Source organism: Chromobacterium sphagni, from assembly GCF_001855575.1.
GTDB lineage: Bacteria > Pseudomonadota > Gammaproteobacteria > Burkholderiales > Chromobacteriaceae > Chromobacterium > Chromobacterium sphagni.
Map to the genome: position 1 here is coordinate 233,263 of NZ_MKCS01000001.1, position 22,888 is coordinate 256,150.

Consider the following 22,888-nt stretch of genomic DNA (forward strand, 5'->3'; position numbering starts at 1 on the left):
GCGCCGATGATAACGCGGACGGCGTGACAGGGCGACGACGCCGCTCAATCGTTGCGCAGCAGGCCCAGCCGCCGCCACAGCGCGCGCAGCGTCCATAGCGGGCCGATCAGCAGAAACTGCAGGTCCTGCGCGAACGACGGTTTCCGCCCTTCGCGCGCATGGCCGGCGAACTGGCCGGCCCAGGCCAGCGCGAACACCAGCAGCGAGGCGTAGCCCAGCGGCAGCCCCTGGCTCTGCGCGATGGTGAGCAGCAGCAGCGCCAGGCTGCACAGCACCGCCATCACCAGCGCCACCGGGCGCGACAGCCGCCAGTACCAGAGCACGGCGCCCAGCCACAGCAGCCAGGCCCAGGGCAGCGGGCCGGGCAGCGCGATCAGCATGCCCAGCAGCGACAGCACGATCAGCGGCACGCACAGCTTGTGGATGGCGATGTTGAACGGATGGCGGTGGCTTTCGTCGTAGGCGGCCAGCCATTGCGGCAATGTCATCATGGCGACGTCTCCTGCTGCGGTGGAAGGGTTCCGGCATTTTCTGCGCTGGATCAGGCGGCAAGGCGGCGGCCCGCGTTACAATCCGCCATCCCCGCTCACTCTGGAACCACGGTGTCAGACTCCCCGCTACCGCGTTATCAGCGCATCAAAGACTATATCCTGTCCGGCATACGCGACCGCCATTTTCTGCCCGGCTGCAAGATTCCGCCTGAACTGGAACTGGCGCGCCAGTTCGGCGTGTCGCGGATGACGGTCAACAAGGCGGTGCGCGATCTGGCCGAGGCCGGCATCCTGCTGCGCTTCGCCGGCGACGGCACCTATGTGGCCGAGCGCAAGGCGGAGTCGCCCTTGCTGGACATCAACAATATCGCCGCCGAGATCGAAGCGCGCGGCCACCGCCACACCGCCCAGGTGATCGTGCTGGAAGCGCTGCCGGCCAGCGAGGAGGTGGCGCTGCGGCTGGGGATGAAGGCCGGCGGCCGGGTGTTCCATTCTTTGATAGTCCATTGCGAGGACGATGTGGCGATCCAGCTGGAAGACCGCTACATCAACCCGGCCTTCGCGCCGGACTACCTGGCGCAGGACTTCAGCCAGCGCACCCCCAACGACTACCTGATGCACAGTTGCCCGCTGACCGACATCGAGCACAGCGTGGAGGCGGTGCTGCCCGGCGTGGGGGAGCAGGCGCTGCTGGGCATCGCCGCCGGCGAACCCTGCCTGTTGGTGCTGCGCCGCACCTGGTCGCACAAGAAGCTGGTCAGCTTCGCCCGGCTGACCCATCCCGGGCTGCGCTACAAGCTGCGCTCGCAGACCCGGGTGAAGAAGTGAACGGTATATACAATTAGGCCGCAGAGGCCATCCAGACAGGCCGCCCGCGGGGCGGCCTTTTTTATTGCCCCGCAACATCAAAAGCTTGCTCGGACCGGGATGGCGGCGCGCTTGCGCATCAGGCTTGACAGGGCGTGCCGTCTGGATAATTGTATATACAAATATAGACGGACATGACGCCATGACCCCATCTTCCGCTTCCCGTCCCAGCCTGTGGCTCAACGCCAGGCTGGCCAGCATGGACCCGGCCCATCCGGCGCCTTACGGCGTGCTGGAAAACCACGCGCTGCTGTTGCGCGGCGGCAACATCGAGGCGGTGCTGCCGCAGGCCGGCGTCGATCCCGCCGCTTTCGACGGCGACGTCCACGACCTGCAGGGCCGCTGGATCACGCCCGGCTTCATCGATTGCCACACCCACCTGGTCTATGGCGGCAGCCGCGCCGCCGAATGGGAAAAGCGCCTGAACGGCGTGCCCTACCAGCAGATCGCGGCGGAAGGCGGCGGTATCGTCTCCACCGTGCGCGCCACCCGCTGGCTGGACGAGGAGGAGCTGGCGCTGGAGAGCCTGCCCCGGCTGAAGGCGCTGATGGCCGAGGGCGTCACCACGGTGGAGATCAAGTCCGGCTACGGCCTGACCCAGGCGGATGAAATCAAGCAGCTGTCGGCCGCGCGCCGGCTGCAGGACTCGCTGCCGGTGGAAGTGGCCGCCACGCTGCTGGCCGCGCACGCGGTGCCGCCGGAATACGCCGGCGACGCCGACGGCTACATCGCCTACGTGGTGGACAGCATCCTGCCGCTGGCGGCCAGGGCCGGGCTCGCCGAAGCGGTGGACGTGTTCTGCGAGAGCGTCGGCTTCACCCCGGCGCAGACCCGGCGCGTGTTCGAAGCGGCGCGCGCCCACGGCCTGAAGGTGAAGGGCCATGTCGAGCAGCTGTCCAATCTGCACGGCGCCGAGCTGGTGGCGGAGTTCGGCGGCCTGTCGGCCGACCACATCGAATACCTGGACGCCGCCGGCGTGGCGGCGCTGAAGGCCGCCGGCACCGTGGCGGTGCTGCTGCCCGGCGCCTTCTATTTCCTGCGCGAAACGCAGAAGCCGCCGGTAGCGCTGCTGCGCGCCGCCGGCGTGCCGATGGCGGTATCCACCGACCTCAATCCCGGCACCAGCCCCTTCGCCTCCATCCGGCTGGCGATGAACCAGGCCTGCGTCTTGTTCGGCCTGAGCCCGGAAGAGGCGCTGGCCGGCGTCACCCGCCACGCCGCCCGGGCGCTGGGGCGCGGCGCCACCCATGGCCGTCTGGCCGCCGGCTGCGTGGCGGACCTGCTGGTGTGGGACATCGATCATCCCGCCGAGCTGGCCTACAGCGTCGGCGTGCCGCAGCTGAAGCAGCGAGTATTCCGCGGCGCTGCGCAAAACCTCGAATGAAGCGAGAGCGAACATGAGCATAGACATGAGCGGCTGGAGCGGCCGCATAGACAAGGGCGAGGGCGACGGCGCCAGGCGCTGGCACCAGCTGGTGCAGCCGCTGGCCGAAGGCTCGGCCCCCGGCATCGCCATCATCGGCTTCGCCTGCGACGAGGGCGTGCGCCGCAACCAGGGCCGTGTCGGCGCCGCCGGCGGCCCGCGCGCCTTGCGCAAGGCGCTGGCTAACCTGGCCTGGCATCCGACGCTGCCGCTGTACGACGCCGGCGACGTGGTGTGCGACGCCAGCAATCTGGACGCCGCGCAGCGCAAGCTGGCGCTGAAAGTGCAGCAGGTGGTGGAAGCCGGCCATCTGCCGCTGGTGCTGGGCGGCGGCCATGAAACCGCCTACGGCCACTGGCTGGGCCTGGCCGACTCCCACCCCGGCAAGCGCATCGGCATCGTCAATTTCGACGCCCACTTCGACCTGCGCCACGCCGATGAGGCCACCAGTGGCACGCCGTTCGCGCAGATCGCCGCCGACTGCGCCGCGCGCGGCCAGCATTTCCGCTACCTGTGCCTGGGCGTGGCCGAAACCGCCAACACCCAGGCGCTGTTCGACAACGCCCGCGCGCTGGGGGCCGAGTGGCGGCTGGACACCGAGATGACCGGCTGGCAACTGGCCGACATCCGCGGCCAGCTAGCCGAATTCCTGGACAGCGTGGACGCCGTCTACCTCACCATCGACCTGGACGTGCTGCCGGCGGCGCAGATGCCGGCGGTGTCGGCCCCGGCCGGCTACGGCGTCGACATCGCGGTGATCGAGACGCTGGTGGGCCGGCTGGCCAAGAGCGGCAAGCTGATCGGCGCCGACCTGGTGGAATTCAATCCCGAATACGACATCGACAGTCACGGCGCGAAAGCGGCGGCGCGGCTGGCATGGAGCCTGACCCGTCATTTACGCCGTTGATTGCGCAACATCCAGAGGAGAGACAGAGATGACCGACCCCCGCCACGATCCGTCGCGCGTGATCCGCGCTCCGCGCGGCAAGCAGCTAACGTGTAAAAGCTGGCTGACCGAAGCCGCCTACCGCATGATCCAGAACAATCTGGACGCCGAGGTGGCCGAGCACCCGCAAAGCCTGGTGGTCTACGGCGGCATCGGCCGCGCCGCCCGCAACTGGGAGTGCTACGACAAGATCCTGGAAACGCTCGCGCGCCTGGAAGACGACGAGACGCTGCTGGTGCAGTCCGGCAAGCCGGTGGGCGTGTTCAAGACCCACGAGAACGCGCCGCGGGTGTTGATCGCCAACTCCAACCTGGTGCCGCACTGGGCCAACTGGGAGCACTTCAACGAGCTGGATAAGAAGGGCCTGATGATGTACGGCCAGATGACCGCCGGCAGCTGGATCTACATCGGCAGCCAGGGCATCGTGCAGGGCACCTACGAGACTTTCTACGCGGTGGCCAACCAGCATTTCGGCGGCAAGCCGCAAGGCCGCTGGATTCTGACCGGCGGCCTGGGCGGCATGGGCGGCGCGCAGCCCTTGGCGGCGACGATGGCGGGATTTTCGATGATCGCCGTCGAATGTGACGAAACCCGCATCGATTTCCGGTTGAAAACCCGTTACGTGGACCGCAAGGCCACCACGCTGGACGAGGCGCTGGCGATTGTGCAGGACGCCAAGCAGAACGGCCGCGCGGTGTCGGTGGGCTTGCTCGGCAACGCCGCCGACGTGTTCGCCGAACTGGTGGCGCGCGGCATCACGCCGGACGTGGTCACCGACCAGACCTCCGCCCACGATCCGGTGCACGGCTATCTGCCGCAGGGCTGGAACGTGGCCGAATGGCGCGACAAGCAGAAGACCGACGCCGTCGCCGTCAGCGCCGCCGCCAAAAAGTCCATGGCCATCCAGGTGCGCGCGATGCTGGCGCTGCAGGAACGCGGCGCCGCCACGCTGGACTACGGCAACAATATCCGCCAGGTGGCGCTGGAGGAGGGCGTGGCCAACGCCTTCAACTTCCCCGGCTTCGTGCCCGCCTATGTGCGCCCGCTGTTCTGCGAGGGCATAGGCCCGTTCCGCTGGGTGGCGCTGTCCGGCGATCCGGAAGACATCTACAAGACCGACCAGAAGGTGAAGGAGCTGATCCCGGACGATCCGCACCTGCACAACTGGCTGGACATGGCGCGCGAGCGCATCGCCTTCCAGGGCCTGCCGGCGCGTATCTGCTGGGTGGGCCTGAAGGACCGCGTGCGCCTGGGCCTGGCTTTCAACGAGATGGTGAAGAACGGCGAACTGCAGGCGCCCATCGTCATCGGCCGCGACCATCTGGATTCCGGCTCGGTGGCCTCTCCCAACCGCGAAACCGAAGCCATGAAGGACGGCTCCGACGCGGTTTCCGACTGGCCGCTGCTCAACGCCCTGCTGAATACCGCGGGTGGCGCCACCTGGGTGTCGCTGCATCACGGCGGCGGCGTCGGCATGGGTTTTTCCCAGCATGCCGGCGTGGTGATCGTCTGCGACGGCACCGATGCGGCAACCGAGCGTCTCTCCCGCGTGCTGCGCAACGACCCGGGCACCGGCGTGATGCGCCATGCCGACGCCGGCTACGACATCGCGGTGAACTGCGCCAAGCAGCAGGGACTGGACCTGCCGATGCTGAAGTAAGCGCGGCAACGCGGAGGCTCCTGGCGGGGCCCCCGCCAAGCGGCGCGTTGCAGGATAAGCAAAGCGTAAACAGCAGAATAGAGAAGCAAGAGAGACCGAAGCCATGAGCATCCTCAACATCGTACCCGGCCAGCTCACCCTGGCCGACCTGCGCCGTGTTTCACGTGAAACCGGCCTGCAACTGCAACTGGACGCGTCCGCCCACGCTGGCATCGACGCCTCCGCCGCCACCGTGGCACGCGTGCTGGCCGAAGGCCGCACCGTCTACGGCATCAACACCGGCTTTGGCCTGCTGGCCAGCACCAAGATCGCCACCGACGAGCTGGAGCTGCTGCAGCGCTCCATCGTGCTGTCGCACGCCGCCGGCATCGGCGCGCCGATGGAAGACAGCACGGTGCGGCTGGTGATGGCGTTGAAGATCAACTCGCTGTCGCGCGGCTTTTCCGGCATCCGCCGGCTGGTCATCGACGCGCTGATCACGCTGTTCAACCGCGGCATCTACCCGGTGATTCCGCAAAAAGGCTCGGTCGGCGCGTCCGGCGACCTGGCGCCCTTGTCGCACATGAGCGCGGTGCTGATCGGCGAGGGCGAAGCCTTTGTCGACGGCGTGCGGGTGCCCGGCGCGGTGGCGATGCGCTCCGCCGGCCTCACGCCGATCACGCTGGCGCCGAAGGAAGGCCTGGCGCTGCTCAACGGCACTCAGGCGTCCACCGCCTTCGCGCTGGAAGGCCTGTTCGCGGCGGAAGACTTGTTCGCCGCCGCCACCGTGGCCGGCAGCCTGTCGGTGGAGGCCGCGCTGGGCAGCCGCACCCCGTTCGACGCGCGCATCCACGAAGTGCGCGGTCACCAGGGCCAGATCGACGCCGCACGCGCCTACCGCGAGCTGCTGGACCACAGCGAGATCGAGCGCTCGCATGAAAACTGCGGCAAGGTGCAGGACCCGTACAGCCTGCGCTGCCAGCCGCAGGTGATGGGCGCTTGCCTGACCCAGATCCGCAATGCCGCCGAAGTGCTGCGCGTGGAGGCCAACGCGGTGTCGGACAACCCGCTGGTGTTCGCAGGCGACAACGACATCCTGTCCGGCGGCAATTTCCATGCCGAGCCGGTGGCTTTCGCCGCCGACAACCTGGCGCTGGCCATCGCCGAGATCGGCTCGCTGTCGGAGCGCCGCATGGCGCTGCTGATAGACAGCAATCTGTCCAAGCTGCCGCCCTTCCTGGTCAACAACGGCGGAGTGAACTCCGGCTTCATGATCGCGCAGGTGACCTCCGCGGCGCTGGCCAGCGAAAACAAGTCGCTGGCGCACCCGGCCTCGGTGGACAGCCTGCCCACCAGCGCCAACCAGGAAGACCATGTGTCGATGGCCACTTTCGCCGGCCGCCGCCTGAGGGAGATGGCGTCCAACACCGCCGGCATTCTGGCGGTGGAGCTGCTGGCGGCGTGCCAGGGCATCGATTTCCGCGCGCCCAACAAGTCCAGCGAAAAATTGGAAGCCGCCAAGGCGATGTTGCGCGAGAAGGTGTCGTTTTACGACAAGGACCGTTATTTCGCGCCGGATATCGAGCAGGCGGCGGTATTGGTGGCGAGCGGTCGCTACAACGCGCTGTTGGCTGGCGGCTTGTTGCCGTCGGTGTAATCCGGTTTTTCCAGGCGGTCAGCGATGGACCGCGTGGGCTATAAAGAAAAGGGCAAGCCGTGGCGCTTGTCCTTTTTTCATTTCTTGGGCTGGTGAAATCATGGGTGCCAAGGCGGCATGCTTCGTTTTGATTCAAGTAGCGCGAAGTCGGTAATTTTTTCAGTGGGTCAGGCGCCTGGAGTCCTGAGTAGCGTTCCGATATCCGGGCGGTGCAGATGCTATTTTCGGGATTGAAAAGGAGATGGCGATGTCTTTTTTGAAAAAGCTGCAAATCAATATAAACAAGGTGGCGGAAGGGTATTTTGCCAACTGGACGCCTGAAATGCCTGTTTCTGTCGGAGACTATGGCGATATCAATGGATACCGGTTCACCCGAGATGGAAACATCTCTCGATACCGACTCAATCTAAAGATAGAGAGAATCCGCAAGGAAACCGCCAGCTTTGAGAAGAAGGATGGACTCATCGTCAAGACGCAGGCCTCTGCCGAGAGCGGCCTAGGCAGTGGGAATGTGAAGCTGGATTTGCAATTTGGCGAGGCGGGGTCGTTTTTATACCACCTCAGGGATATCACCAATATTCAGTTTCAGGAGCGGCGCGACGCATTCGAAAAGATCGGGCAATTGCTATTGTCGGGCAGGATAAAATGGAAAGACGATTACGTCTTGGTTGTTGAGGTCAAGCAGGCGGGAAAGGCTTTCATCCTGGTGGCCGAAGGCGATAATGTCAGCCTGCAGCTAGAATGCAACAGCGATATCGTCGGCAACCTTAACCTTGCCGATGTCGCCGGGCGAGTGGGCTATGTGAGGGACAGCGATAGCGTGATCAGGTATGAGGTAAGCGAGGCGATCTCTCCATTGTATCGGGTGGTCAGCTTTGCGGAAAGTCCGCCGGATGGCGGTGGAAAGCTTCCGCTGGGCGGGCTGGTGGAAAAGATACGCATGTGGTTTTCCGATAAAATGCCATTGCCTGAAACCATCTATCTGACCGAGTATTTCGATCGGGGTCATTCCGTGGCGGGAACTTTCACCCTGCCAAATGGCGAGACAGTCGGTTTGTGCCAAACCGTGGAAGACGCGGCTGGCTTTATATCAAAAAGCGAAAATGGCGACTTGGCCACATTGGGCATAGCGGAGTTGGAGGTGGTTTCCGTTTTGCTCAATGCGGGGCAAATGTATGATGAATGACAAGCGGCCCACTTGATCGGGCATATTGACTCTGTTCCTGCGGTGGCGATGTGCAATCGCATCCTACCCGCCCGCCGGGCTGCAAGTCCGCCAGCGCGATTGCCTGCGCTGGCGGATAGGATTTGCGGCCAGTCCGCTGTGCAGGTCTGATATTGCGGGAGTCGAACCCGCGGCCTTTCCGCACTTGCTCTGCCGCAGAACTTCCTCGCCATGGCCGCGGTCTATGCCGATCGACCCGGCGCGGCGTGATGATTTGGCCTGCTTGTCGCCGGCCTTCATCCCGTACAACCGCTTATTTGGCAGATCCCATGTCACATCCGATTCCGCGCCGCTTGTTCCTGCTTTCCGCCGCCATGCTGCCCCTGGCCAGCCTGGCCTACCCTCCCACCAACCGTCGCGACGCCGCCGCTGCCGGCGCGCGGCTGGCCCGCTTGGAAAAAGACTTCGGCGGCCGGCTGGGGGTGTTCGCCATCGACACCGCCGACGGCGCCACGCTGGGCCACCGCGCCGGCGAGCGCTTTCCGTTCTGCAGCACTTTCAAGGCGATGCTGGCCGGAGCGATCCTGGCGCGCAGCGAGCGCCAGCCGCAGCTGCTGGCGCAGCGCATTCATTATCAGAAGAGCGGACTGGTCGAGTATTCGCCTGTCACCGAGCGGCATCTGGAGGATGGCATGACGGTGGCGGAGCTGTGCGCAGCCACGGTGCAGTACAGCGACAACAGCGCCGCCAATTTATTGCTCCAGCTATTGGGCGGCCCGGCGGAGCTCACCGCCTATATGCGTTCCATCGGCGACGGCAGCTTCCGGCTGGAGCGCTGGGAACCCGAACTCAACGGCGCGATTCCGGGCGAGGAGCGCGACACCACCACGCCGCAGGCGATGGCGCAAAGCCTGCGGCAGCTGGCGCTGGGGGATGGCCTGGCGTCGCCGCAGCGCCGGCAGCTGGTCGACTGGCTGTGCGGCAACACCACCGGCGCGGAGAAGATCAAGGCTGGCGTGCCAGCCGATTGGTTGGTCGGCGACAAGACCGGCGCCGGCCGCTACGGCAGCAGCAACGACATTGCCGTGCTGTGGCCGCAGGGCCGTCCGCCCATCGTGCTGGCGGTGTACACCACCCAGCCGCGGCGGGACGCCAAGCCGCGCCACGACGTGGTGGCGTCGGCCGCGCGCATCGTGGCGGACTGGCTGGCCTGAGCGCCTGGCGACGCGTTGTCGGGCAAGGGCGGGAATGTCCCGCCTTTTTTCATCGGCATTGCCGTGGGCTATCGTCGCCATCTTGAAATCCAATTGGCATTGGATGCGTCGCGGGAGCAAAGTGAGGCGATATGGCGGTTCAATGGAGATGCGCAATGATGCAAGACCTTTTGTCCCCGCTGCTGGCTTATTCCGGCAGCTATCGAGGCGGTTTGTCCAATCACCTGCCGATGGAATTGCAGGCGCTGGCGGAGCTGGGCGCGGACGAGGGGCAATTGCGTCGGCACGCTGCGCGTCACGGCCATCTCGAGTTCTTGCAGGACGATGGCCGCGACATCGCCGACACCTGCGGCTGGCTTGGCGATGAGGCCAGCGAGGCGGCATGGAGGCGGCGCTTCGCCTGGGAGAGGCGGCAGGGGGAATGGCTGCGCCATTGGGCTGGCCGTTTGCGGCTGGTGCAGGCCGCGCCGGCCGGCGCGTCGTTCCATGGCCTGATCCGGCTGGCGTATGCGTTGCGGGGCGGCGTGGATGGCGAGATCGACGCCGCGCTGGCCTATGCCTTGTCACACTGGAAACTGCTGGATCTGCCGGGCCAGTCGCCGTCGGCGCAGACGCTGCCCGACCTGCTGGCTGATTGGCGACGCTCGCCGATCCTGCTGCCACCGCAGGGCGGCCTGATCCTGGACGACATCGAGCGGGCGCTGGCATTGGCGGAGTTGTCCGCCCGCCTGCCGCCCGGCTTGCTGGGCAGCGCGAGGGAGCAGCGCCGCTATTGCCGCCTGCTGTTTCTGGCCACGCGTGATCTGGATGCGCTGCATCTGATCACCGCCTGGGAGGCGGCGCTGAGCCTGGCGCGCGCCCAGGGGCTGGCCGAGGTGGCCGACAGCACGGCGTTGCAGATGCAAGCGGCGCTGATCGGGGTGTTCATCTATTGCGGCTGTCCGGCGCTGGATGTGGCGGTGCCGCAGATGCGGCGGGATGCCGCGGCCATCCGCCGCATGGTGCTGCGATTGCAGGACGCGCACAGCATCAAGCTGGCGCTCAGTTGCCTGTGGCTGGCCGGAATGGAGGGCGATGCAGCCTGGCTGGCGCTGGCAGAGCAAACGGCGCAACAAGGCTGGAAAGCCATTGCGCTTGCTTAGTGCGCCAGCGGACAGGAGCCGCGCGGGAAAAGTAAAACGGCAGCGTGACGGCTGCCGTTTTTCTATTTGGCCGGGCGGCTCAGACGGATGGCGCGGCGTTGCCGCCGCTGGAGAAAATGTCCAGCCAGGCCATGTACAGCGAGATGTAGATGACCGGAATCAGCACCAGCAGCGCCAGGCCCAGCGTGAAGATGCTGAGGATGGCCAGCAGCAGGATGGCCAGGAAGTAGACCAGCAGCGGGCCCCAGTTCTTTTGCACGGCGCTGATGCTCAGCCGCAGCGCCGGCCACAGCGTGGCCTGGTGGAGGCTGATCAGCGGCACGACGAACATGCAGGCGATGCTGAACAGCCACAGCAGCACTTCGCCGAAAATCAGCAGCTGGTGCCGCGCGCCGCTGGTTTCAACCACATGCTGGGCGATGTAGCCGTTCAAGATGGCAATCGGCAGCAGCAGCAGGCAGTAGCCGGCCATGGGTTTGAGGCGCAGCCGCCAGCCCAGGAACAGGTCCGTCATGCTGACCGTTTCGCCCTGGCGCTGTTTGCTGGCGGCCAGCAGGTAGCCGGCGGTGAACAGCGGGGCGGAGAGGCCGAGCAGCGCTTGGCCGAGCAAGGACAACCGCGACAGCAGCAGCGTGATGGCCAGATAGACAATGCCCATCAGCACCCATGTCATTTTTTGCTGGCGGAATAACTGGTAGCCGTCGACGATCCAGCGCCAGCCCTGTTTGGCTTCGACTGCGCGTGCCTGTATTGCGGATTCCATGCATTGCTCCCAACGGGTGTCGCGGGCCGGGAGGGGGAGTCCGGGCGCGTAAGTTTACGAGAGGGTATTCTATACGAATCAAGATGCGGGCAGCAGCCACGCCATGGTGATGGCGGGAGAGGAAGACGGGCCGCCGTCCGGAGAGGCGGCCCGTGGAAGCGGTGTTACTGCACCTTGGCGAAAGCCTCGGCGACGTAGGGCGCGTTGGCGGTGTTGAGGCCGGCCACGCACATGCGGCCGCTCCCCACCAGATAGACGCCGAACTGTTCGCGCAGCTTGTCCACCTGGCCCTGGCTGAAGCCAGTGTAGCTGAACATGCCGCGCTGGTTCACCAGATAGCCGAAGTCGCGGCCCGGTAGCGACTCCTTCAATACCTTCACCAGCACGCCGCGCATCGCCTGGATGCGTTCGCGCATCTCGTTGACTTCCGACACCCACAACGCCTTCAGTTCAGGATCGTTCAGCACGGTGGCGATCACCCGCGCGCCGTGCGTCGGCGGGCTGGAGTAGTTGCGGCGCACGGTGGCTTTCAGTTGGCCGGCCACCAGCGCCGCCTCGGCGGCGTCGTCGCACACCACCGACAGGCCGCCGCAGCGTTCGCCGTACAGCGAGAAAATCTTGGAGAAGGAATTGCTGACCAGGCAGGCCACGCTGGCGTCGGCCATCGCGCGGATGGCGTAGGCGTCCTGCTCCAGGCCGGCGCCGAAACCCTGGTAGGCGATGTCGAGGAAGGGAATCAGCTGGCGGGCCTTGGCCACCGCCACCACCTGGTCCCATTGCGCGTCGGTGAGGTCGGCTCCGGTGGGGTTGTGACAGCAGGGGTGCAGCAGCACGACGCTCTTGGCCGGCAGCGTTTGCAGCTTGGCCAGCATGGCGGCGAAATCGACGGCGCGGGTGGCGGGGTCAAAATACGGATAGCGCTCCACCGTGAAGCCGGCGCCTTCGAAGATGGCGACGTGGTTGTCCCAAGTGGGATCGCTGACCCACACGCCGGAGGCGGGGAAGTAGCGCTTGAGGAAGTCGGCGCCCACTTTCAGCGCGCCGGAACCGCCCAGCGTCTGCAGCGTGGCGATGCGGCCGCTTTGCACCGCCGGGTGGCCGGCGCCGAACAGCAGCGTCTGGATGGCGTTGCGGTAGGCGGCCAGGCCGTCCATCGGCAGGTAGGTGCAGGGTTGGGCCGGCTGCTTGGCCAGCAGCGCTTCGGCCTGTTCCACCGCCTTCAACCGCGGAATGCGGCCGGCTTGGTCGTAATACAGGCCGATGCTGAGATTGACCTTGTCGGCGCGCGGATCTTTGCCGAAGGCTTCCACCAGCGACAGGATGGGGTCGCCGGCATAGGCGTCTACATGTTGGAACACGAGTCTTCTCCTCTTGGTTGTTTGCGCCCGCGCTGTGGTCCGGCGGGTCGTCGGGTGGTGTCAGGCCAGGTCGTCGCGCTTCAGGGCCAGGCCCATCGCCACGATCCAGGGCAGGATCAGCCAGCCGCCCAGCAGGTTGAGCAGCACGATCCTCTTCAGCCGCGGACTCTTCACCAGCGCCGCGGTCACCGTCGGCAGCAGGTAGGCGCCGGCCATCACCAGCGCGTCGCCCAGATACAGGGCGATGTCCACCAGCTGCGGCTGCTGGCGCCAGTTGCCGTAGCACCATAGCGCAATTGCCAGCAACAGCAGCGCGAACAGCAGGTTTCTCAGCAAGGGCAGTGGTTTCATGGCGGCGGGGGCAAGAAATGGCAAACCGATATCCTGCGAGTTTTTGCTCTGGCTGGCAACGGCTAGTTGCAAACCAAGCAGCAATTAAATGCCATAAAATCAGGATGATTAAGCATCTTGAATCTGTTAGCATGCCAAATGCTTGTTTGGCTCCGGCCATTTGTTTAGGCTGTGACTTTACGCAAGAGAGTAAGGCGATGGCGCTTGAAGTGGATACCCGGCCCGAACGGCTGGACCGCGACATGGTTTACCGTTATCTGTCGCAGGAGTCCTATTGGGCGCGCGGCTTGCCGCGCGAGGTGTTCGAACGCTCGCTGGCCAATGCGCTGTGTTTCGGCGGCTATGCCGAAGATGGCAGCCAGATCGCCTTCGCCCGGGTGATCACCGACCGCGCCACCTTCGCCTACCTGGCCGATGTGTTCGTGTTGGCGGCCTGGCAGGGGCGGGGCATGGGCAAGCAGCTATTGCGGACCATTCTGGCGCATCCGGATTTGCAGGATTTGCGGCGGATGATGCTGGCCACCGCCGACGCGCACGGCCTGTACGCGCCATTCGGTTTCAACGAGTTGTCCAAACCGGAGCGGCTGATGGAGCGGCTGGACCAGGATGTCTATCAGCGGCTGGCGGTTGCGCGATGACCCGCAAGCAGTTCTGGAATGATCCCTACCAGACCGAGCTGACCACCCGAATCAATCGGGTGGACGGCGAGCGGATATGGTTGGAGGCGACTATCTTCTATGCTTTCTCCGGCGGCCAGGAGAGCGACAGCGGCAGCATAGGCGGCCATCCGGTGCGGCTGGCGGAGAAGCAGGGGGCTGACATCGTCTACACGCTGGACGCGGACCATGGGCTCAAGGCTGGCGACGCGGTGGAAGTGAAGATAGACTGGCCGCGCCGCTACCGGCTGATGCGGCTGCACTTCGCCGCCGAGCTGGTGCTGGAGGTGATCTGCCGCGACGTCGCCGGGGCGGAGAAAATAGGCGCGCACATCGCGGCGGACAAGGCGCGGATAGACTTCGCGCTGGACGCGCCGATCACACCCTTGCTGCCTGCCATCGCCGCCCGCGCGCAAGCCATCGTCGACTCCAACCTGCCGATAGCCAGCGAATATTCCGATGAAACCAGTCAGCGCCGCTATTGGCAGCTGCCCGGCTTCGCCCGGGTGCCCTGCGGCGGCACCCACTTGAAGCGCAGCGGCGAGGTGGGGCGGCTGCGGCTCAAGCGCCGCAACCTCGGCCAGGGCAAGGAGCGGGTGGAGATCTACCTGATGGATGAATGATGCTGTATGACCTCGCCGCGGTCGGCGCCGCCGGCTGCTGGGCCTTGGGCAGCCTCTTGGGCGCCGCGCCTTCGCGCCATTTCGGCCCGTTCGCCTTCACCCGTTTGCGCCTGACCCTGCTCACCGTGCTGTTGGGCCGCTACAGCTTGCTGTCCGGCGGCTGGCACAGCGTCAGCGCCGCCAGTCTCTGGCCGGCGCTGCTGTCCGGGCTGACCGGGATATTCCTCGGCGACACCGTGATGTTCGCTTCGATGAACCGGCTGGGGCCGCGCCGCACTGGATTGTTGTTCGCCACCCATTCGGTGTTTTCGGTGCTGCTGGGCGTGTTGTTTCTGTCAGAACGCTTGAGCGCGGGCGCGTTGCTGGGCTGCCTGCTGGTGTTCGGCGGCGTGCTGCTGGCGGTGGCCTTTGGCCGGCGCGAGGTGGACGCCCACGTTTGGGAGCGCAACGACAAGCTGATGGCCGGGGTTGCGCTGGGCCTGGCCGCCGCCTTGTGCCAGGCTTTGGGCACCTTTTTCGCCAAGCCGGCGATGGCGGCCGGGCTGGAACCGGTGACCGCCTCGGCGCTGCGGATGGGCATCAGCTGCGGCGCGCACTATCTGTTGTGGCTCAGCGGCTGGAAACTGGCGCAAAGCCGCGGCGGCTATACCCCGCGGATGCTGGGCCAGACCGCGCTGAACGGCATCGTCGCGCTCGGCTTGGGCATGACGCTGATCATGCTGGCCTTGCAGCGCGCCGATGTCGCCACGGTGGGGATCTTGTCGGCGCTGAGCCCGGTGCTGATCCTGCCGATGCTGTGGGTGGCGCTGAAACGGCCGCCGCCGCCGCTGGCCTGGCTGGGCGCGGCGGTCAGCTGCGCCGGCACCGCGCTGGTGGTGCTGCGCTGAGCAATGAAAAACCGCGCCAGGCGGCGCGGTTTCACGTGGAACATCGCGGGGGGGACTTCAGCACTTGATGCAGGCGAGCAGGGCGACGTTGCGGGGGCGGGTGGTGAACGCGCCATTATCCCCGGAACCGCTGGTGGCCGCGGCATTGGCCACATAAAAGATGGAGTTGTTCAGATCGGTAGGTGTTTTATTGCCTTCTACTGCCATAGCAACGTTGTTCCAGTCAGCATCTATATTCCATGCGCCGATGGCTGATGTCCCATTGGTATAGGTAGGGCCGCTGAGCTTGTCGATCAGTACGCGGATGGCCGTGGCATTTTGTTGAGAACCGATGCTGCGTCCACTATCCACTCCGCGACCGCAATCCCAACCCCGAATAAATTCGCCGCAGAGGTTGGGCAGTCCGAAGGTCGTCGAACCATCGCCATTTCCATAGAGGCTGCCGATGGCAGCGAATAGTGCGGGATAGTCCTTGCGCGCAACCACCCCCCCATTGGCAACCAACCAGCCGGCAGGCGCGTCTTTCATCGCGAAGTAAGCCACCATGCCGGCAGGCGCCGCTGCGTTGACCTGGGTCGATGTGGCGCCATCGGCGATGCCATAGCCGGCCAGCGTGGCGGCCTTGTCGGCCTTGCCGGCAAGCAGCTTGGCGATGCTGGCGGCGAAATTCTGGTCGTTGCCCAAAGCCGCCGCCAGTTCCTGCAGGGTATTGAGCGCGCCAGGCGCGCCGGCTACCACGTCATCGATCGCGGTTTTAAGATCGGTCTTGCTGGCGCCGTCGGAGATGCCGTAGCCGGCCAGCGTGGTGGGTTTTTGCGCGCCGCCCCAGGCGATGTTCTGCACCGCCTGCAAGAGCTGGTTGCTGCGGCTGGGGTCGGCGCTTTGGCCGCTGTTCTTGATGACGGCGAGCAATTCCTGCTGGGTGGACTGGATGGCGGATTGGGCGCTGTTCAGCCAGTCGGCGCTGACCACGGTGCCGAGGGCGCCTGTGGCGGGGTTGCCGTCGTGGAACAGATTGTCGTCGTTGCTTATCGGCTTGAGAATGTCTTGCAAGGCATGGTCTCCTGCTGGGCAAAAAAGGAAATCGGCCGAGGCCGATGACAGATGTCGTGGAATTGGCGACGATTGTGCAGGAGGCGCGAAAGAAGGATCAGCGGACGCACGTCAGTACTGACGTCCATCCGCGCAATGAAAAACCGCGCCGGCAGGCGCGGTGGCTGGTGGGGCGGCCCGGCATGGCCTGGGGGAGCGCGAGACCGGGCTTGCGCAGATGTTCAAGCCCGGTTCGTGTCACGGCTTGCGCAAGGCGGCGAGGATGCTGGGCATCAGCGCCTGGTACTCGGTCAGGCCTTTTACTTGATAACCTTGCGCCGTGGGATGCACGCCATCGGATAGCAGCGCTTTCCAGTTCGGCAAGGCGGTCCATATCTTGTAGTGCTGGATGATCTGGATTTTGCGCTGCTCGGCTACCAGATTCATGGCATCAACGTAGGCGGCCAAGTCTTTCCGGTCGGGGCTGGTCGAGGGCGTGGGCTCGATCAATATCGGCACTTTCCCCGCGGCAATGGTGATATCCACCAAGCTGCGAAGATCATCTGCAAATTGAATTGTGGATCGATGGCAGACGAAATGGTCATTCAAGCCAAAACCAAAAGTGATGATGTCCGCTTTTGTACGCTTTACCCTGTCGCGCCAGGCCGGCGTCTTACCTTCTCCATGCAATAGCTGGATGGCGCAGGAGTTGGAAACTCCCTTGTTGGCGATGGATGCGGCCGGACCAAACCGCTTGTTTATGTTGAGGTAGATGATATCAACGCTAGATCGTTTAGCCTGTTGCAGTCGCCCACTGTAAAAAGAAAGTCCGGTTGTGGTCGAGTCGCCATATTGTTCAATGCTGATTCCCGCATAGGCCTGCATGGCAAACAGGAGCAGGGCTGGAATAGTTGGTAAAAGCTTCATTTCCCCATTCCTTTGATAAATTTCTTGCCGGGTTTTTCAATGTAATTGAATGACAGTCTGGATATGGTCAATACCATGCCAGTCATGATAAGAAATTGGATTGGGCTTTTAAGGTTCACATTCAATCCCCACGCATATTTCATGAAATATTCTACAAAGATCAACATAATCCAGTGCGTCATGCATATGGCGTAGGAGCACTCCCTAGCCATTCCAGCGCGCCGCTCATGGAAGCATTTTTGTAGACGCCCTCGAGCAAGGCCAATGAGATGACGGCAGCAGCACTTATGGGAACGATCAGAAATTCTGCATGCTCAAAGTGTGGCCACCCAGCGATAAGGCAGAACTGAAATACGATAGATAGCAAGGCTAGGAGGATGATTGAAATTCTGGATCGCTTCCCAATGGCAGGGAGGATTTTCTGATATGCAGCATAGCAGAGCACCCCTGCAGTCATGCCTGCTATCCCACGGAGCATTCCGGTATTGATAAAACCGATATTTTTATAAAAATCGCCAAGGCTGCCAATGCTGAAGAAGAGAGTGGAGTATGCAAGCATAAAGGCAGTAATGCAAAATGCGAGTAAGTATTTGCGCATTTTCAGCGCGATGCCGGCAAGCAGAATGTTAATCCAGAACTCGACTGAGATGGACCATGCAGGGGCATTCCAGGAGGGGCCACCAGGAGTCAGTCCAATATTATTCAGCAATAGTAAATGTAAAGATAATGTATATGTTCTTCCATCTTGATACGACCAGCCTTGTTCCAGCCATTGTCCCTTGGTGATTTCCACAAACCAGATATTCAGGAACATCAGGATAAAGAGTGTGGCAAGGTGTAATGGATAGAGGCGGGCTACCCGGTCGCGGATGAAGCTGCGAAGGAAGTTGGAGTTGGATAGTTTATCTTTGTAAGCATGGGTTAAAACAAATCCGGAGAGTATGAAGAAATAATCTACAGCGAGCTGGAATTTCTCCATGGCGAAAAGCGTCTTGGCATGACCAAAAAAACTATCATGGCAAATGCAAAGCGCAAAAAATCTAAATAAACAAAACGAACAGGTGATTGGGGTATGATTTCAACTTGTTTTTGATGAATATTGGCTTGCTTTTATGTTAACTCAAATTGCCATTCGGCAGCTCAGTATTCTCAGGGAAATCAATGCAGGTTGTCCAGAGCGCGACATCATATTTTTGGTTAGGCGTCAGTATGTTACAAGCTTGATCACTATTCAATAGCAGGCAACGGCGGGCCATGAAAAACCGGCACAGAGCAAGGCGTCTGCGCCGGTATGGGTTATGTTTTTTTAAGGTGTAATTTTCTGGTAAACATATGCGCCACTGTTGCCTGGCGTATTGGGCGCCGGGTCGTACAGTTGTGTGCAACCATAAGACCCGGCTTGGGTTCCGGATGCATCCAGCCATGCCAAACCATCAGCGCAGTAGCCAACTTTTTTGCTGTTTCGGCTCCAACCGTTGGCGGCATATATGGCCCCACTGTATACGGCATAGAAACCGCAGTTGCAATTATCAGCGGTTGCCATATACGCGTAGATAGTGCCGCCCCGACCGGCGAGATAACCGATGTCAGCGTTGCTGGCTTTGCCGCGGCGGCCATTCGGCACGGCGGGGCTAGGATTGGCGCCACTATTCCAAATCAGGCCCCCCCATTCCGCCTGGAAGGCATTGGTGGCCTGGTCGACGGCGGTGCCATCCGCCCAGAGATAGGAGTTGCTTGCGCTTACGCAGCCTTGGAAGACATTGGAAATGCTGCTGACGCTCAACCAGGCCTTGCTGCCCTCTACGCATTGCAGGCCGGAGGACATGAGGCTGGGCATATCGGGGTTGACAAATGCGGGCGTGGTGGTGGAGACATTTATTCCCAGGCCGGTGATCGCGCAATTGTGCAGGATGGCATGGGCGCCGCCGATGATGGATGCCGCCCAGCCCTTGATTCCGGAAATGCGGATTTTTACGAAATTGCCGCTGGCATTCTGATCCACTTCCAAACCGGCGGCTGCGCCTTCCAGCACGATGGTGCCGGGGTCGGAGTAGACCACCGCGGCTTCCTCCACCCGCAGGCAACGGTAGCTCCAGTGATTGGCGCTGGCTTCGCCGACGATGTGGAAGCCGGAGAAGTTGACGCCGGACACCCGGCTGAATACGACGCCGTTGCTGAGTTTGTTGGCGTCCGGGGTCAGCACGATCTTGCAGGCTGACGGATTGGCGGTGTTGCCCTGGATCCGGATGCGGCTGGCGAAGGGCTGATTATTGAGCCAGATGCCGGAGGTGGCGTACTGGCCGTCGGCCACCTGGATCAGCACGTCGGCCTGCAGCACCTTGCCGATCAGGCTGTTCCAGGCATCCTGGATGCTGGCGAAGGCTTTGCCGGGGCCGACTTGCAGCGTGGTGTAGCCTTGCACGCCCCAGTCGCTGGCTTTCATTGCGTCGACAATGCCGTAGCCGGCCAGGGTGGAGGCTTTGTCGGCTTTGCCGGATAACAACTTTGTGACCGATGCCGCGTAGTTGGAGTCATTACCCAAGGCCGCCGCCAGCTCCTGCAGGGTATTGAGCGCGCCGGGCGCGCCGGCCACCACGCCGTCGATGGCGGTTTTCAGGTCGGTCTTGCTGGCGCCGTCGGCGATGCCGTAGCCGGCCAGCGTGGATGGCCGTTGCGCACTGCCCCAGGCGATGTTCTGCACCGCTTGCAGCAACTGGTCTTTGCGTGTCGGGTCGGCGTTCTGCCCGTTGTTCTTGATGACGGTCAGCACCTCTTGCTGGGTGGACTGGATGGCGGCCTGGGCATTGTTGAGCCAGTCGGCGCTTACCACGGTGCCAGGAGTGCCGCTGGCGGGATTGCCGTCATGGAACAGGCTGTCGTCGGTGAGTACGGGCTTGAGGGTATCTTGCATGCGGGATCTCCGGGAGGGAAGGCGAGGGAGGCGTTGGCGGCTGCCAGCGCCGGGGATGGAGCGGGGGATTACGGCTGGTAGGCGAAGTAGACGAAGGTGTGCGCGGGCTTGAGGTCGTTGAACAGCTCTTCCAGCCTGGGGTCGCCGAAAGTGGTGAGGCGTTCGCCGGCCAGCGATTGCCCGGCGCGGAACTGGTAGGGGCGGACCTTGCTGCCGTATGCGGTGACCTGCCACACCCAGGGGATGTCGGCGCTCCACAGCGGCTGGCCGGCGCGGTTGACGCCGGCGCGGAACGGCTGCGGCTCGTCGATCCGGATCTGGTAGCCCATGCCGGCGGCCAGCCGGGTGAAGTAAGAGATGGACAGGCCGCCGGTTTCCGCCAGCTTGGCCAGCACCGCCTGCTGGCGTTGCTGGTAGGGCGCGTCGGCGGCCGGCATCAGCCCGCATACCCGTTCCCAGTCCGGCAGCAGCGCCTCGGCGGCCAGCGGGGTGACCGCGCCGGCTAGCTGGCGGGCGCTGTTCTGCGCCCGGTCCAGCGCCGCGCCCTCGCTGGCCAGCTCGGCCTGCAGCCGCGGGCCATCGGGGCTGTAGCTGGCCGGCGGCAACAGCCGGGTCAGCAAGTCCTGGTAGGGAGGCTGCGGCATCATGGCATGGCCCTCAGCGTCAGTTTGCCCAGCCGCAGCCATTCCACCTTGCCGGCGTCGGAAACCGGCGCGACATTGCCGGCGGGGGCGTTGAGTTGGCGGTCCTGCACGCCGGGCAGGTCGGAGATCAGCGCCTCGATCCGGCTCCTGACCAGGCGCTCGCCCGGGGCGAGGCCGGCGAAGTAGGCCTGCAGCGTTTGCTGCAGCTGCGGCGTGAAAACGTCCAGACTGATGCCGCCCAGATTGAGCGCGAGGTCGATGTCGACCGCGCGCGGGGTCGGCGCCAGCACCAGGCAGCTCTTGGCGGTGACCGGCCGCAGATCTTCAATATGGTCTTGGACCTTGGCTAGCGTGGCGGTGGAGGGCAGGCCGCCGTTGGCGGTGATGACCACGTCCACGGTGCCCAAGCCGCGGCGCAACGGGTAGACATAGGCAGCGCTTACGCCGTCTATTTCCATCGCCCAGCGCCGGTAGTCGTGCTGGTTGCCGCCGGCGGGGGGGCGGCGGATCAGTTCCAGCAGCCGGCCCAGCAGCGCCTGGTCGTCTTCCGTGTCGGTTGCGCCCTTCATTGTCATCAGCACGGCCTTGCTGGCCACGCCAGGCGGCGCCTGCATCAGCTCCACCTGCAGATTGTCAGGCTGGTTGCCGCTGCTGCCTGGCAGATTGGCCAGGATGGGCAGATTGGCCTGGCCGTTCGCATCCAGCCGGTCCGGCGCGGGGTTGCCTTGCGTATCGAAGGCCTGCGAGGCGTATAACTGATCGCCTATCCGCAATTGCAGCCCACCTGCTGCCAGGGCGCCGGGCGTGCCGCTGATCTGCAACCAGCCTGCGGCCGCGGTGGCCGCCTTGCGCACGATGCCGCGCAGGCGGGCGTGCTGTTCCAGGTATTCGCGGTCGGCGGTGTCGGGGAAGATCTGGCGGGCGACCCAGCTTTGGTGCTGGTACAGTCCCTCCACCGCGCTGGCCACCGAGCTGGCGCGGACGAAGTAGTCGCTGTCCGGGCCGGTGTCGGCGTCGGCGCGCAGATTTTGCAGGTCGCGCAGCAGCGTATCGCGGATGCTGGCGAAATCGGGGGTGGACAGGGGCATCAGGCTATCCTCACTTGGTGTTGGAAATGTCGGGTGTGGCCGCCAGTCTCGGCGGCTTCTATCTGCAGCAGCAGCCGGCCAGGGCCCTGCCGTTGCGAAGACACCTGGATCCGGCTGGCGCGGCCGTCTTGCTGCAAGGGCTGCAGCGCTTGTTCTGCGTATTGGCAGGCCAACAGGTCGATGCGGCTGCTGTCCTTGCTGCGGGTGAGCTCATGCAGGCGCGAACCCAGCGCGGGGTCTGCCCACCAGCCGCCCAGCGGCGTCATCAGGCGCAGATAGACGGCGTTGGCGAGGGTGTCGGTGGCGGGGCCGGCGTAGTCGCCGGTGGCGGGGTCCAAGAGTGGGTCCATGGCTATTGTCCTGGGATGGGGGATGGGGCGGCAGGGGACGCCGGTCAGTGGCGCGGCTTATTTCGGCGGGCTGGTGGGGCCGTTCGGCGCGTCGTGGGTGTGGGAAACCAGGCTTTTGCCGCCGGCCTTCACGTCGCCGCTGGCGGTCATCGCGCCGTTCAGCTTGATGTCTCCGGTGACGCTGGCACCGCCGCCGCCCTGGATGGCCAGGCCGCCGTTGCCGCTGATCTGGCCTTGGGCCACCAACTGTTGGCTGGTCTGCAGCGTGGGGGTGGTGAAGCCGGCCTGTTGGCTGGCGTCCACCTGCATGCTCTGGCATTTCAGCGCGACGCTGTCGCTGGCGTTGACCTGCATGGTCTTGCAGTTCAGCACGAAGCTGTCGCAGGTGGCTTCGATGATTTTGCCGCGTTTGAGCACGACCTTGCTGCCTTCGTCGCTGTACAGCGCCACTTCTCCCGGTTGCAGCGATTGCAGCCGGTAGCTGCCGTGCTCGGTGGCCAGCACCACGCTGTGGCTGGTGCGGCCGCCCAGCGGCAGCACCATTGCCATGCTGCCCGGCGGCGGGTTGGAGGTGTAGCCATAGTGCTGGAACAGTTCGGCGTCTTGCAGCTGTTCGCCGGCCAGGCCTTCGGCCTGCACCGTCTGCACGCCGCCGCCGCTGTCCACATGGGTGAGCGCGGCGCGGAAGCCCTGGCGCACATTGCTGAAGGCGCGGCGGATGCGGTGGTCTACTTCATGCCACATGGCGTGTGTC

At 64.1% G+C, this 22,888-nt stretch carries 23 protein-coding genes; 11 read left to right on the forward strand and 12 right to left on the reverse strand.

What is annotated here, in order from left to right; all coding sequences use genetic code 11:
* Positions 1-44: 44 nt before the first annotated feature.
* Positions 45-491 carry an Mpo1 family 2-hydroxy fatty acid dioxygenase gene (locus BI347_RS01165; RefSeq protein ID WP_071111604.1) on the reverse strand — a complete coding sequence of 149 codons (447 nt, stop codon included), beginning with the start codon at positions 489-491 and terminating at the stop codon, positions 45-47.
* A 111-nt stretch (positions 492-602) separates the two neighbouring features.
* On the opposite strand from BI347_RS01165, the gene hutC reads away from it, so the two are divergent.
* From hutC to BI347_RS01205, 8 genes are all read left to right on the forward strand, one after another.
* Positions 603-1,319: a histidine utilization repressor gene (gene hutC, locus BI347_RS01170; protein WP_071111603.1), complete on the forward strand. Its 717-nt coding sequence runs from the start codon at positions 603-605 to the stop codon at positions 1,317-1,319.
* Between the two features lie 181 nt (positions 1,320-1,500).
* Positions 1,501-2,742 carry an imidazolonepropionase gene (gene hutI / locus BI347_RS01175; RefSeq protein WP_071115139.1) on the forward strand — a complete coding sequence of 414 codons (1,242 nt, stop codon included), beginning with the start codon at positions 1,501-1,503 and terminating at the stop codon, positions 2,740-2,742.
* A 13-nt stretch (positions 2,743-2,755) separates the two neighbouring features.
* Positions 2,756-3,688: a formimidoylglutamase gene (hutG, locus tag BI347_RS01180; RefSeq protein ID WP_071115140.1), complete on the forward strand. Its 933-nt coding sequence runs from the start codon at positions 2,756-2,758 to the stop codon at positions 3,686-3,688.
* A gap of 28 nt (positions 3,689-3,716) precedes the next feature.
* On the forward strand, positions 3,717-5,387 hold the full coding sequence (hutU, locus tag BI347_RS01185; RefSeq protein ID WP_071115141.1) for a urocanate hydratase: 1,671 nt from the start codon (positions 3,717-3,719) through the stop codon (positions 5,385-5,387).
* A gap of 103 nt (positions 5,388-5,490) precedes the next feature.
* Complete coding sequence (gene hutH / locus BI347_RS01190) at positions 5,491-7,023, forward strand: histidine ammonia-lyase (protein ID WP_071115142.1); 1,533 nt, start codon at positions 5,491-5,493, stop codon at positions 7,021-7,023.
* Between the two features lie 247 nt (positions 7,024-7,270).
* A complete protein-coding gene (locus BI347_RS01195) occupies positions 7,271-8,209 on the forward strand; it encodes a hypothetical protein (protein ID WP_139166875.1) in 939 nt (312 codons plus the stop codon).
* Between the two features lie 308 nt (positions 8,210-8,517).
* Positions 8,518-9,402: a class A beta-lactamase gene (gene bla, locus BI347_RS01200; protein WP_071111597.1), complete on the forward strand. Its 885-nt coding sequence runs from the start codon at positions 8,518-8,520 to the stop codon at positions 9,400-9,402.
* A 155-nt stretch (positions 9,403-9,557) separates the two neighbouring features.
* Complete coding sequence (locus BI347_RS01205; RefSeq protein ID WP_071111596.1) at positions 9,558-10,544, forward strand: questin oxidase family protein; 987 nt, start codon at positions 9,558-9,560, stop codon at positions 10,542-10,544.
* 79 nt (positions 10,545-10,623) lie between these two features.
* Here BI347_RS01205 and BI347_RS01210 read toward each other — a convergent pair whose 3' ends face one another.
* The 3 genes from BI347_RS01210 to BI347_RS01220 form a co-directional block, all read right to left on the reverse strand.
* Positions 10,624-11,307 carry a BPSS1780 family membrane protein gene (locus BI347_RS01210; RefSeq protein WP_071115143.1) on the reverse strand — a complete coding sequence of 228 codons (684 nt, stop codon included), beginning with the start codon at positions 11,305-11,307 and terminating at the stop codon, positions 10,624-10,626.
* Between the two features lie 164 nt (positions 11,308-11,471).
* Positions 11,472-12,665, reverse strand: coding sequence for an amino acid aminotransferase (locus BI347_RS01215; RefSeq protein WP_071111594.1), 1,194 nt, complete (start codon positions 12,663-12,665; stop codon positions 11,472-11,474).
* Between the two features lie 60 nt (positions 12,666-12,725).
* The gene (locus BI347_RS01220) at positions 12,726-13,040 is read right to left on the reverse strand and encodes a superinfection immunity protein (RefSeq protein ID WP_139166874.1); all 315 of its coding nucleotides are present in this window, start codon (positions 13,038-13,040) and stop codon (positions 12,726-12,728) included.
* A gap of 173 nt (positions 13,041-13,213) precedes the next feature.
* Here BI347_RS01220 and BI347_RS01225 point away from each other — a divergent pair, with 173 nt between their 5' ends.
* From BI347_RS01225 to BI347_RS01235, 3 genes are read left to right on the forward strand one after another with little or no spacing between them, the layout of a single operon-like run.
* Positions 13,214-13,654: a GNAT family N-acetyltransferase gene (locus BI347_RS01225; protein ID WP_071111592.1), complete on the forward strand. Its 441-nt coding sequence runs from the start codon at positions 13,214-13,216 to the stop codon at positions 13,652-13,654.
* Entirely contained in the window at positions 13,651-14,295 is a 645-nt protein-coding gene (locus BI347_RS01230) for an alanyl-tRNA editing protein (RefSeq protein WP_071111591.1), read from the forward strand. Before BI347_RS01225 ends, BI347_RS01230 begins: the two co-directional genes overlap by 4 nt.
* Complete coding sequence (locus BI347_RS01235) at positions 14,292-15,182, forward strand: DMT family transporter (RefSeq protein WP_083338618.1); 891 nt, start codon at positions 14,292-14,294, stop codon at positions 15,180-15,182. Before BI347_RS01230 ends, BI347_RS01235 begins: the two co-directional genes overlap by 4 nt.
* A gap of 57 nt (positions 15,183-15,239) precedes the next feature.
* Here BI347_RS01235 and BI347_RS24455 read toward each other — a convergent pair whose 3' ends face one another.
* From BI347_RS24455 to BI347_RS01280, 8 genes are all read right to left on the reverse strand, one after another.
* Positions 15,240-16,154: a tail fiber protein gene (locus BI347_RS24455; protein ID WP_239690798.1), complete on the reverse strand. Its 915-nt coding sequence runs from the start codon at positions 16,152-16,154 to the stop codon at positions 15,240-15,242.
* Positions 16,155-16,472: 318 nt separating this feature from the next.
* Positions 16,473-17,141 (reverse strand): SGNH/GDSL hydrolase family protein, encoded by a 669-nt coding sequence (locus tag BI347_RS01245; RefSeq protein WP_071115145.1) that lies wholly within the window; start codon positions 17,139-17,141, stop codon positions 16,473-16,475.
* Positions 17,142-17,319: 178 nt separating this feature from the next.
* Positions 17,320-18,120: an acyltransferase family protein gene (locus BI347_RS01255; RefSeq protein ID WP_071115146.1), complete on the reverse strand. Its 801-nt coding sequence runs from the start codon at positions 18,118-18,120 to the stop codon at positions 17,320-17,322.
* 327 nt (positions 18,121-18,447) lie between these two features.
* Complete coding sequence (locus tag BI347_RS01260; protein WP_071115147.1) at positions 18,448-20,052, reverse strand: hypothetical protein; 1,605 nt, start codon at positions 20,050-20,052, stop codon at positions 18,448-18,450.
* Positions 20,053-20,120: 68 nt separating this feature from the next.
* Positions 20,121-20,699: a YmfQ family protein gene (locus BI347_RS01265; RefSeq protein WP_071111585.1), complete on the reverse strand. Its 579-nt coding sequence runs from the start codon at positions 20,697-20,699 to the stop codon at positions 20,121-20,123.
* On the reverse strand, positions 20,696-21,784 hold the full coding sequence (locus tag BI347_RS01270; RefSeq protein WP_071115148.1) for a baseplate J/gp47 family protein: 1,089 nt from the start codon (positions 21,782-21,784) through the stop codon (positions 20,696-20,698). The genes BI347_RS01265 and BI347_RS01270 overlap by 4 nt, the downstream gene beginning before the upstream one ends.
* Positions 21,784-22,134 (reverse strand): phage GP46 family protein, encoded by a 351-nt coding sequence (locus tag BI347_RS01275; protein WP_071111583.1) that lies wholly within the window; start codon positions 22,132-22,134, stop codon positions 21,784-21,786. The genes BI347_RS01270 and BI347_RS01275 overlap by 1 nt, the downstream gene beginning before the upstream one ends.
* A gap of 57 nt (positions 22,135-22,191) precedes the next feature.
* Complete coding sequence (locus tag BI347_RS01280; protein ID WP_071111582.1) at positions 22,192-22,878, reverse strand: phage baseplate assembly protein V; 687 nt, start codon at positions 22,876-22,878, stop codon at positions 22,192-22,194.
* Positions 22,879-22,888 lie beyond the last annotated feature (10 nt).

Coding starts and splice junctions, on each gene's coding strand:
- hutI (WP_071115139.1), top strand. CDS start 1,501: ATGACCCCATCTTCCGCTTCCCGTCCCAGCCTGTGGCTCAACGCCAGG.
- BI347_RS01210 (WP_071115143.1), bottom strand. CDS start 11,307: ATGGAATCCGCAATACAGGCACGCGCAGTCGAAGCCAAACAGGGCTGG.
- BI347_RS01205 (WP_071111596.1), top strand. CDS start 9,558: ATGATGCAAGACCTTTTGTCCCCGCTGCTGGCTTATTCCGGCAGCTAT.
- BI347_RS01275 (WP_071111583.1), bottom strand. CDS start 22,134: ATGGACCCACTCTTGGACCCCGCCACCGGCGACTACGCCGGCCCCGCC.
- hutH (WP_071115142.1), top strand. CDS start 5,491: ATGAGCATCCTCAACATCGTACCCGGCCAGCTCACCCTGGCCGACCTG.
- BI347_RS01260 (WP_071115147.1), bottom strand. CDS start 20,052: ATGCAAGATACCCTCAAGCCCGTACTCACCGACGACAGCCTGTTCCAT.
- BI347_RS01225 (WP_071111592.1), top strand. CDS start 13,214: ATGGCGCTTGAAGTGGATACCCGGCCCGAACGGCTGGACCGCGACATG.
- hutG (WP_071115140.1), top strand. CDS start 2,756: ATGAGCATAGACATGAGCGGCTGGAGCGGCCGCATAGACAAGGGCGAG.
- BI347_RS01270 (WP_071115148.1), bottom strand. CDS start 21,784: ATGCCCCTGTCCACCCCCGATTTCGCCAGCATCCGCGATACGCTGCTG.
- BI347_RS01195 (WP_139166875.1), top strand. CDS start 7,271: ATGTCTTTTTTGAAAAAGCTGCAAATCAATATAAACAAGGTGGCGGAA.
- BI347_RS01280 (WP_071111582.1), bottom strand. CDS start 22,878: ATGTGGCATGAAGTAGACCACCGCATCCGCCGCGCCTTCAGCAATGTG.
- BI347_RS01265 (WP_071111585.1), bottom strand. CDS start 20,699: ATGATGCCGCAGCCTCCCTACCAGGACTTGCTGACCCGGCTGTTGCCG.
- BI347_RS01245 (WP_071115145.1), bottom strand. CDS start 17,141: ATGAAGCTTTTACCAACTATTCCAGCCCTGCTCCTGTTTGCCATGCAG.
- bla (WP_071111597.1), top strand. CDS start 8,518: ATGTCACATCCGATTCCGCGCCGCTTGTTCCTGCTTTCCGCCGCCATG.
- BI347_RS01255 (WP_071115146.1), bottom strand. CDS start 18,120: ATGGAGAAATTCCAGCTCGCTGTAGATTATTTCTTCATACTCTCCGGA.
- BI347_RS01235 (WP_083338618.1), top strand. CDS start 14,292: ATGATGCTGTATGACCTCGCCGCGGTCGGCGCCGCCGGCTGCTGGGCC.
- hutU (WP_071115141.1), top strand. CDS start 3,717: ATGACCGACCCCCGCCACGATCCGTCGCGCGTGATCCGCGCTCCGCGC.
- BI347_RS01230 (WP_071111591.1), top strand. CDS start 13,651: ATGACCCGCAAGCAGTTCTGGAATGATCCCTACCAGACCGAGCTGACC.
- BI347_RS01165 (WP_071111604.1), bottom strand. CDS start 491: ATGATGACATTGCCGCAATGGCTGGCCGCCTACGACGAAAGCCACCGC.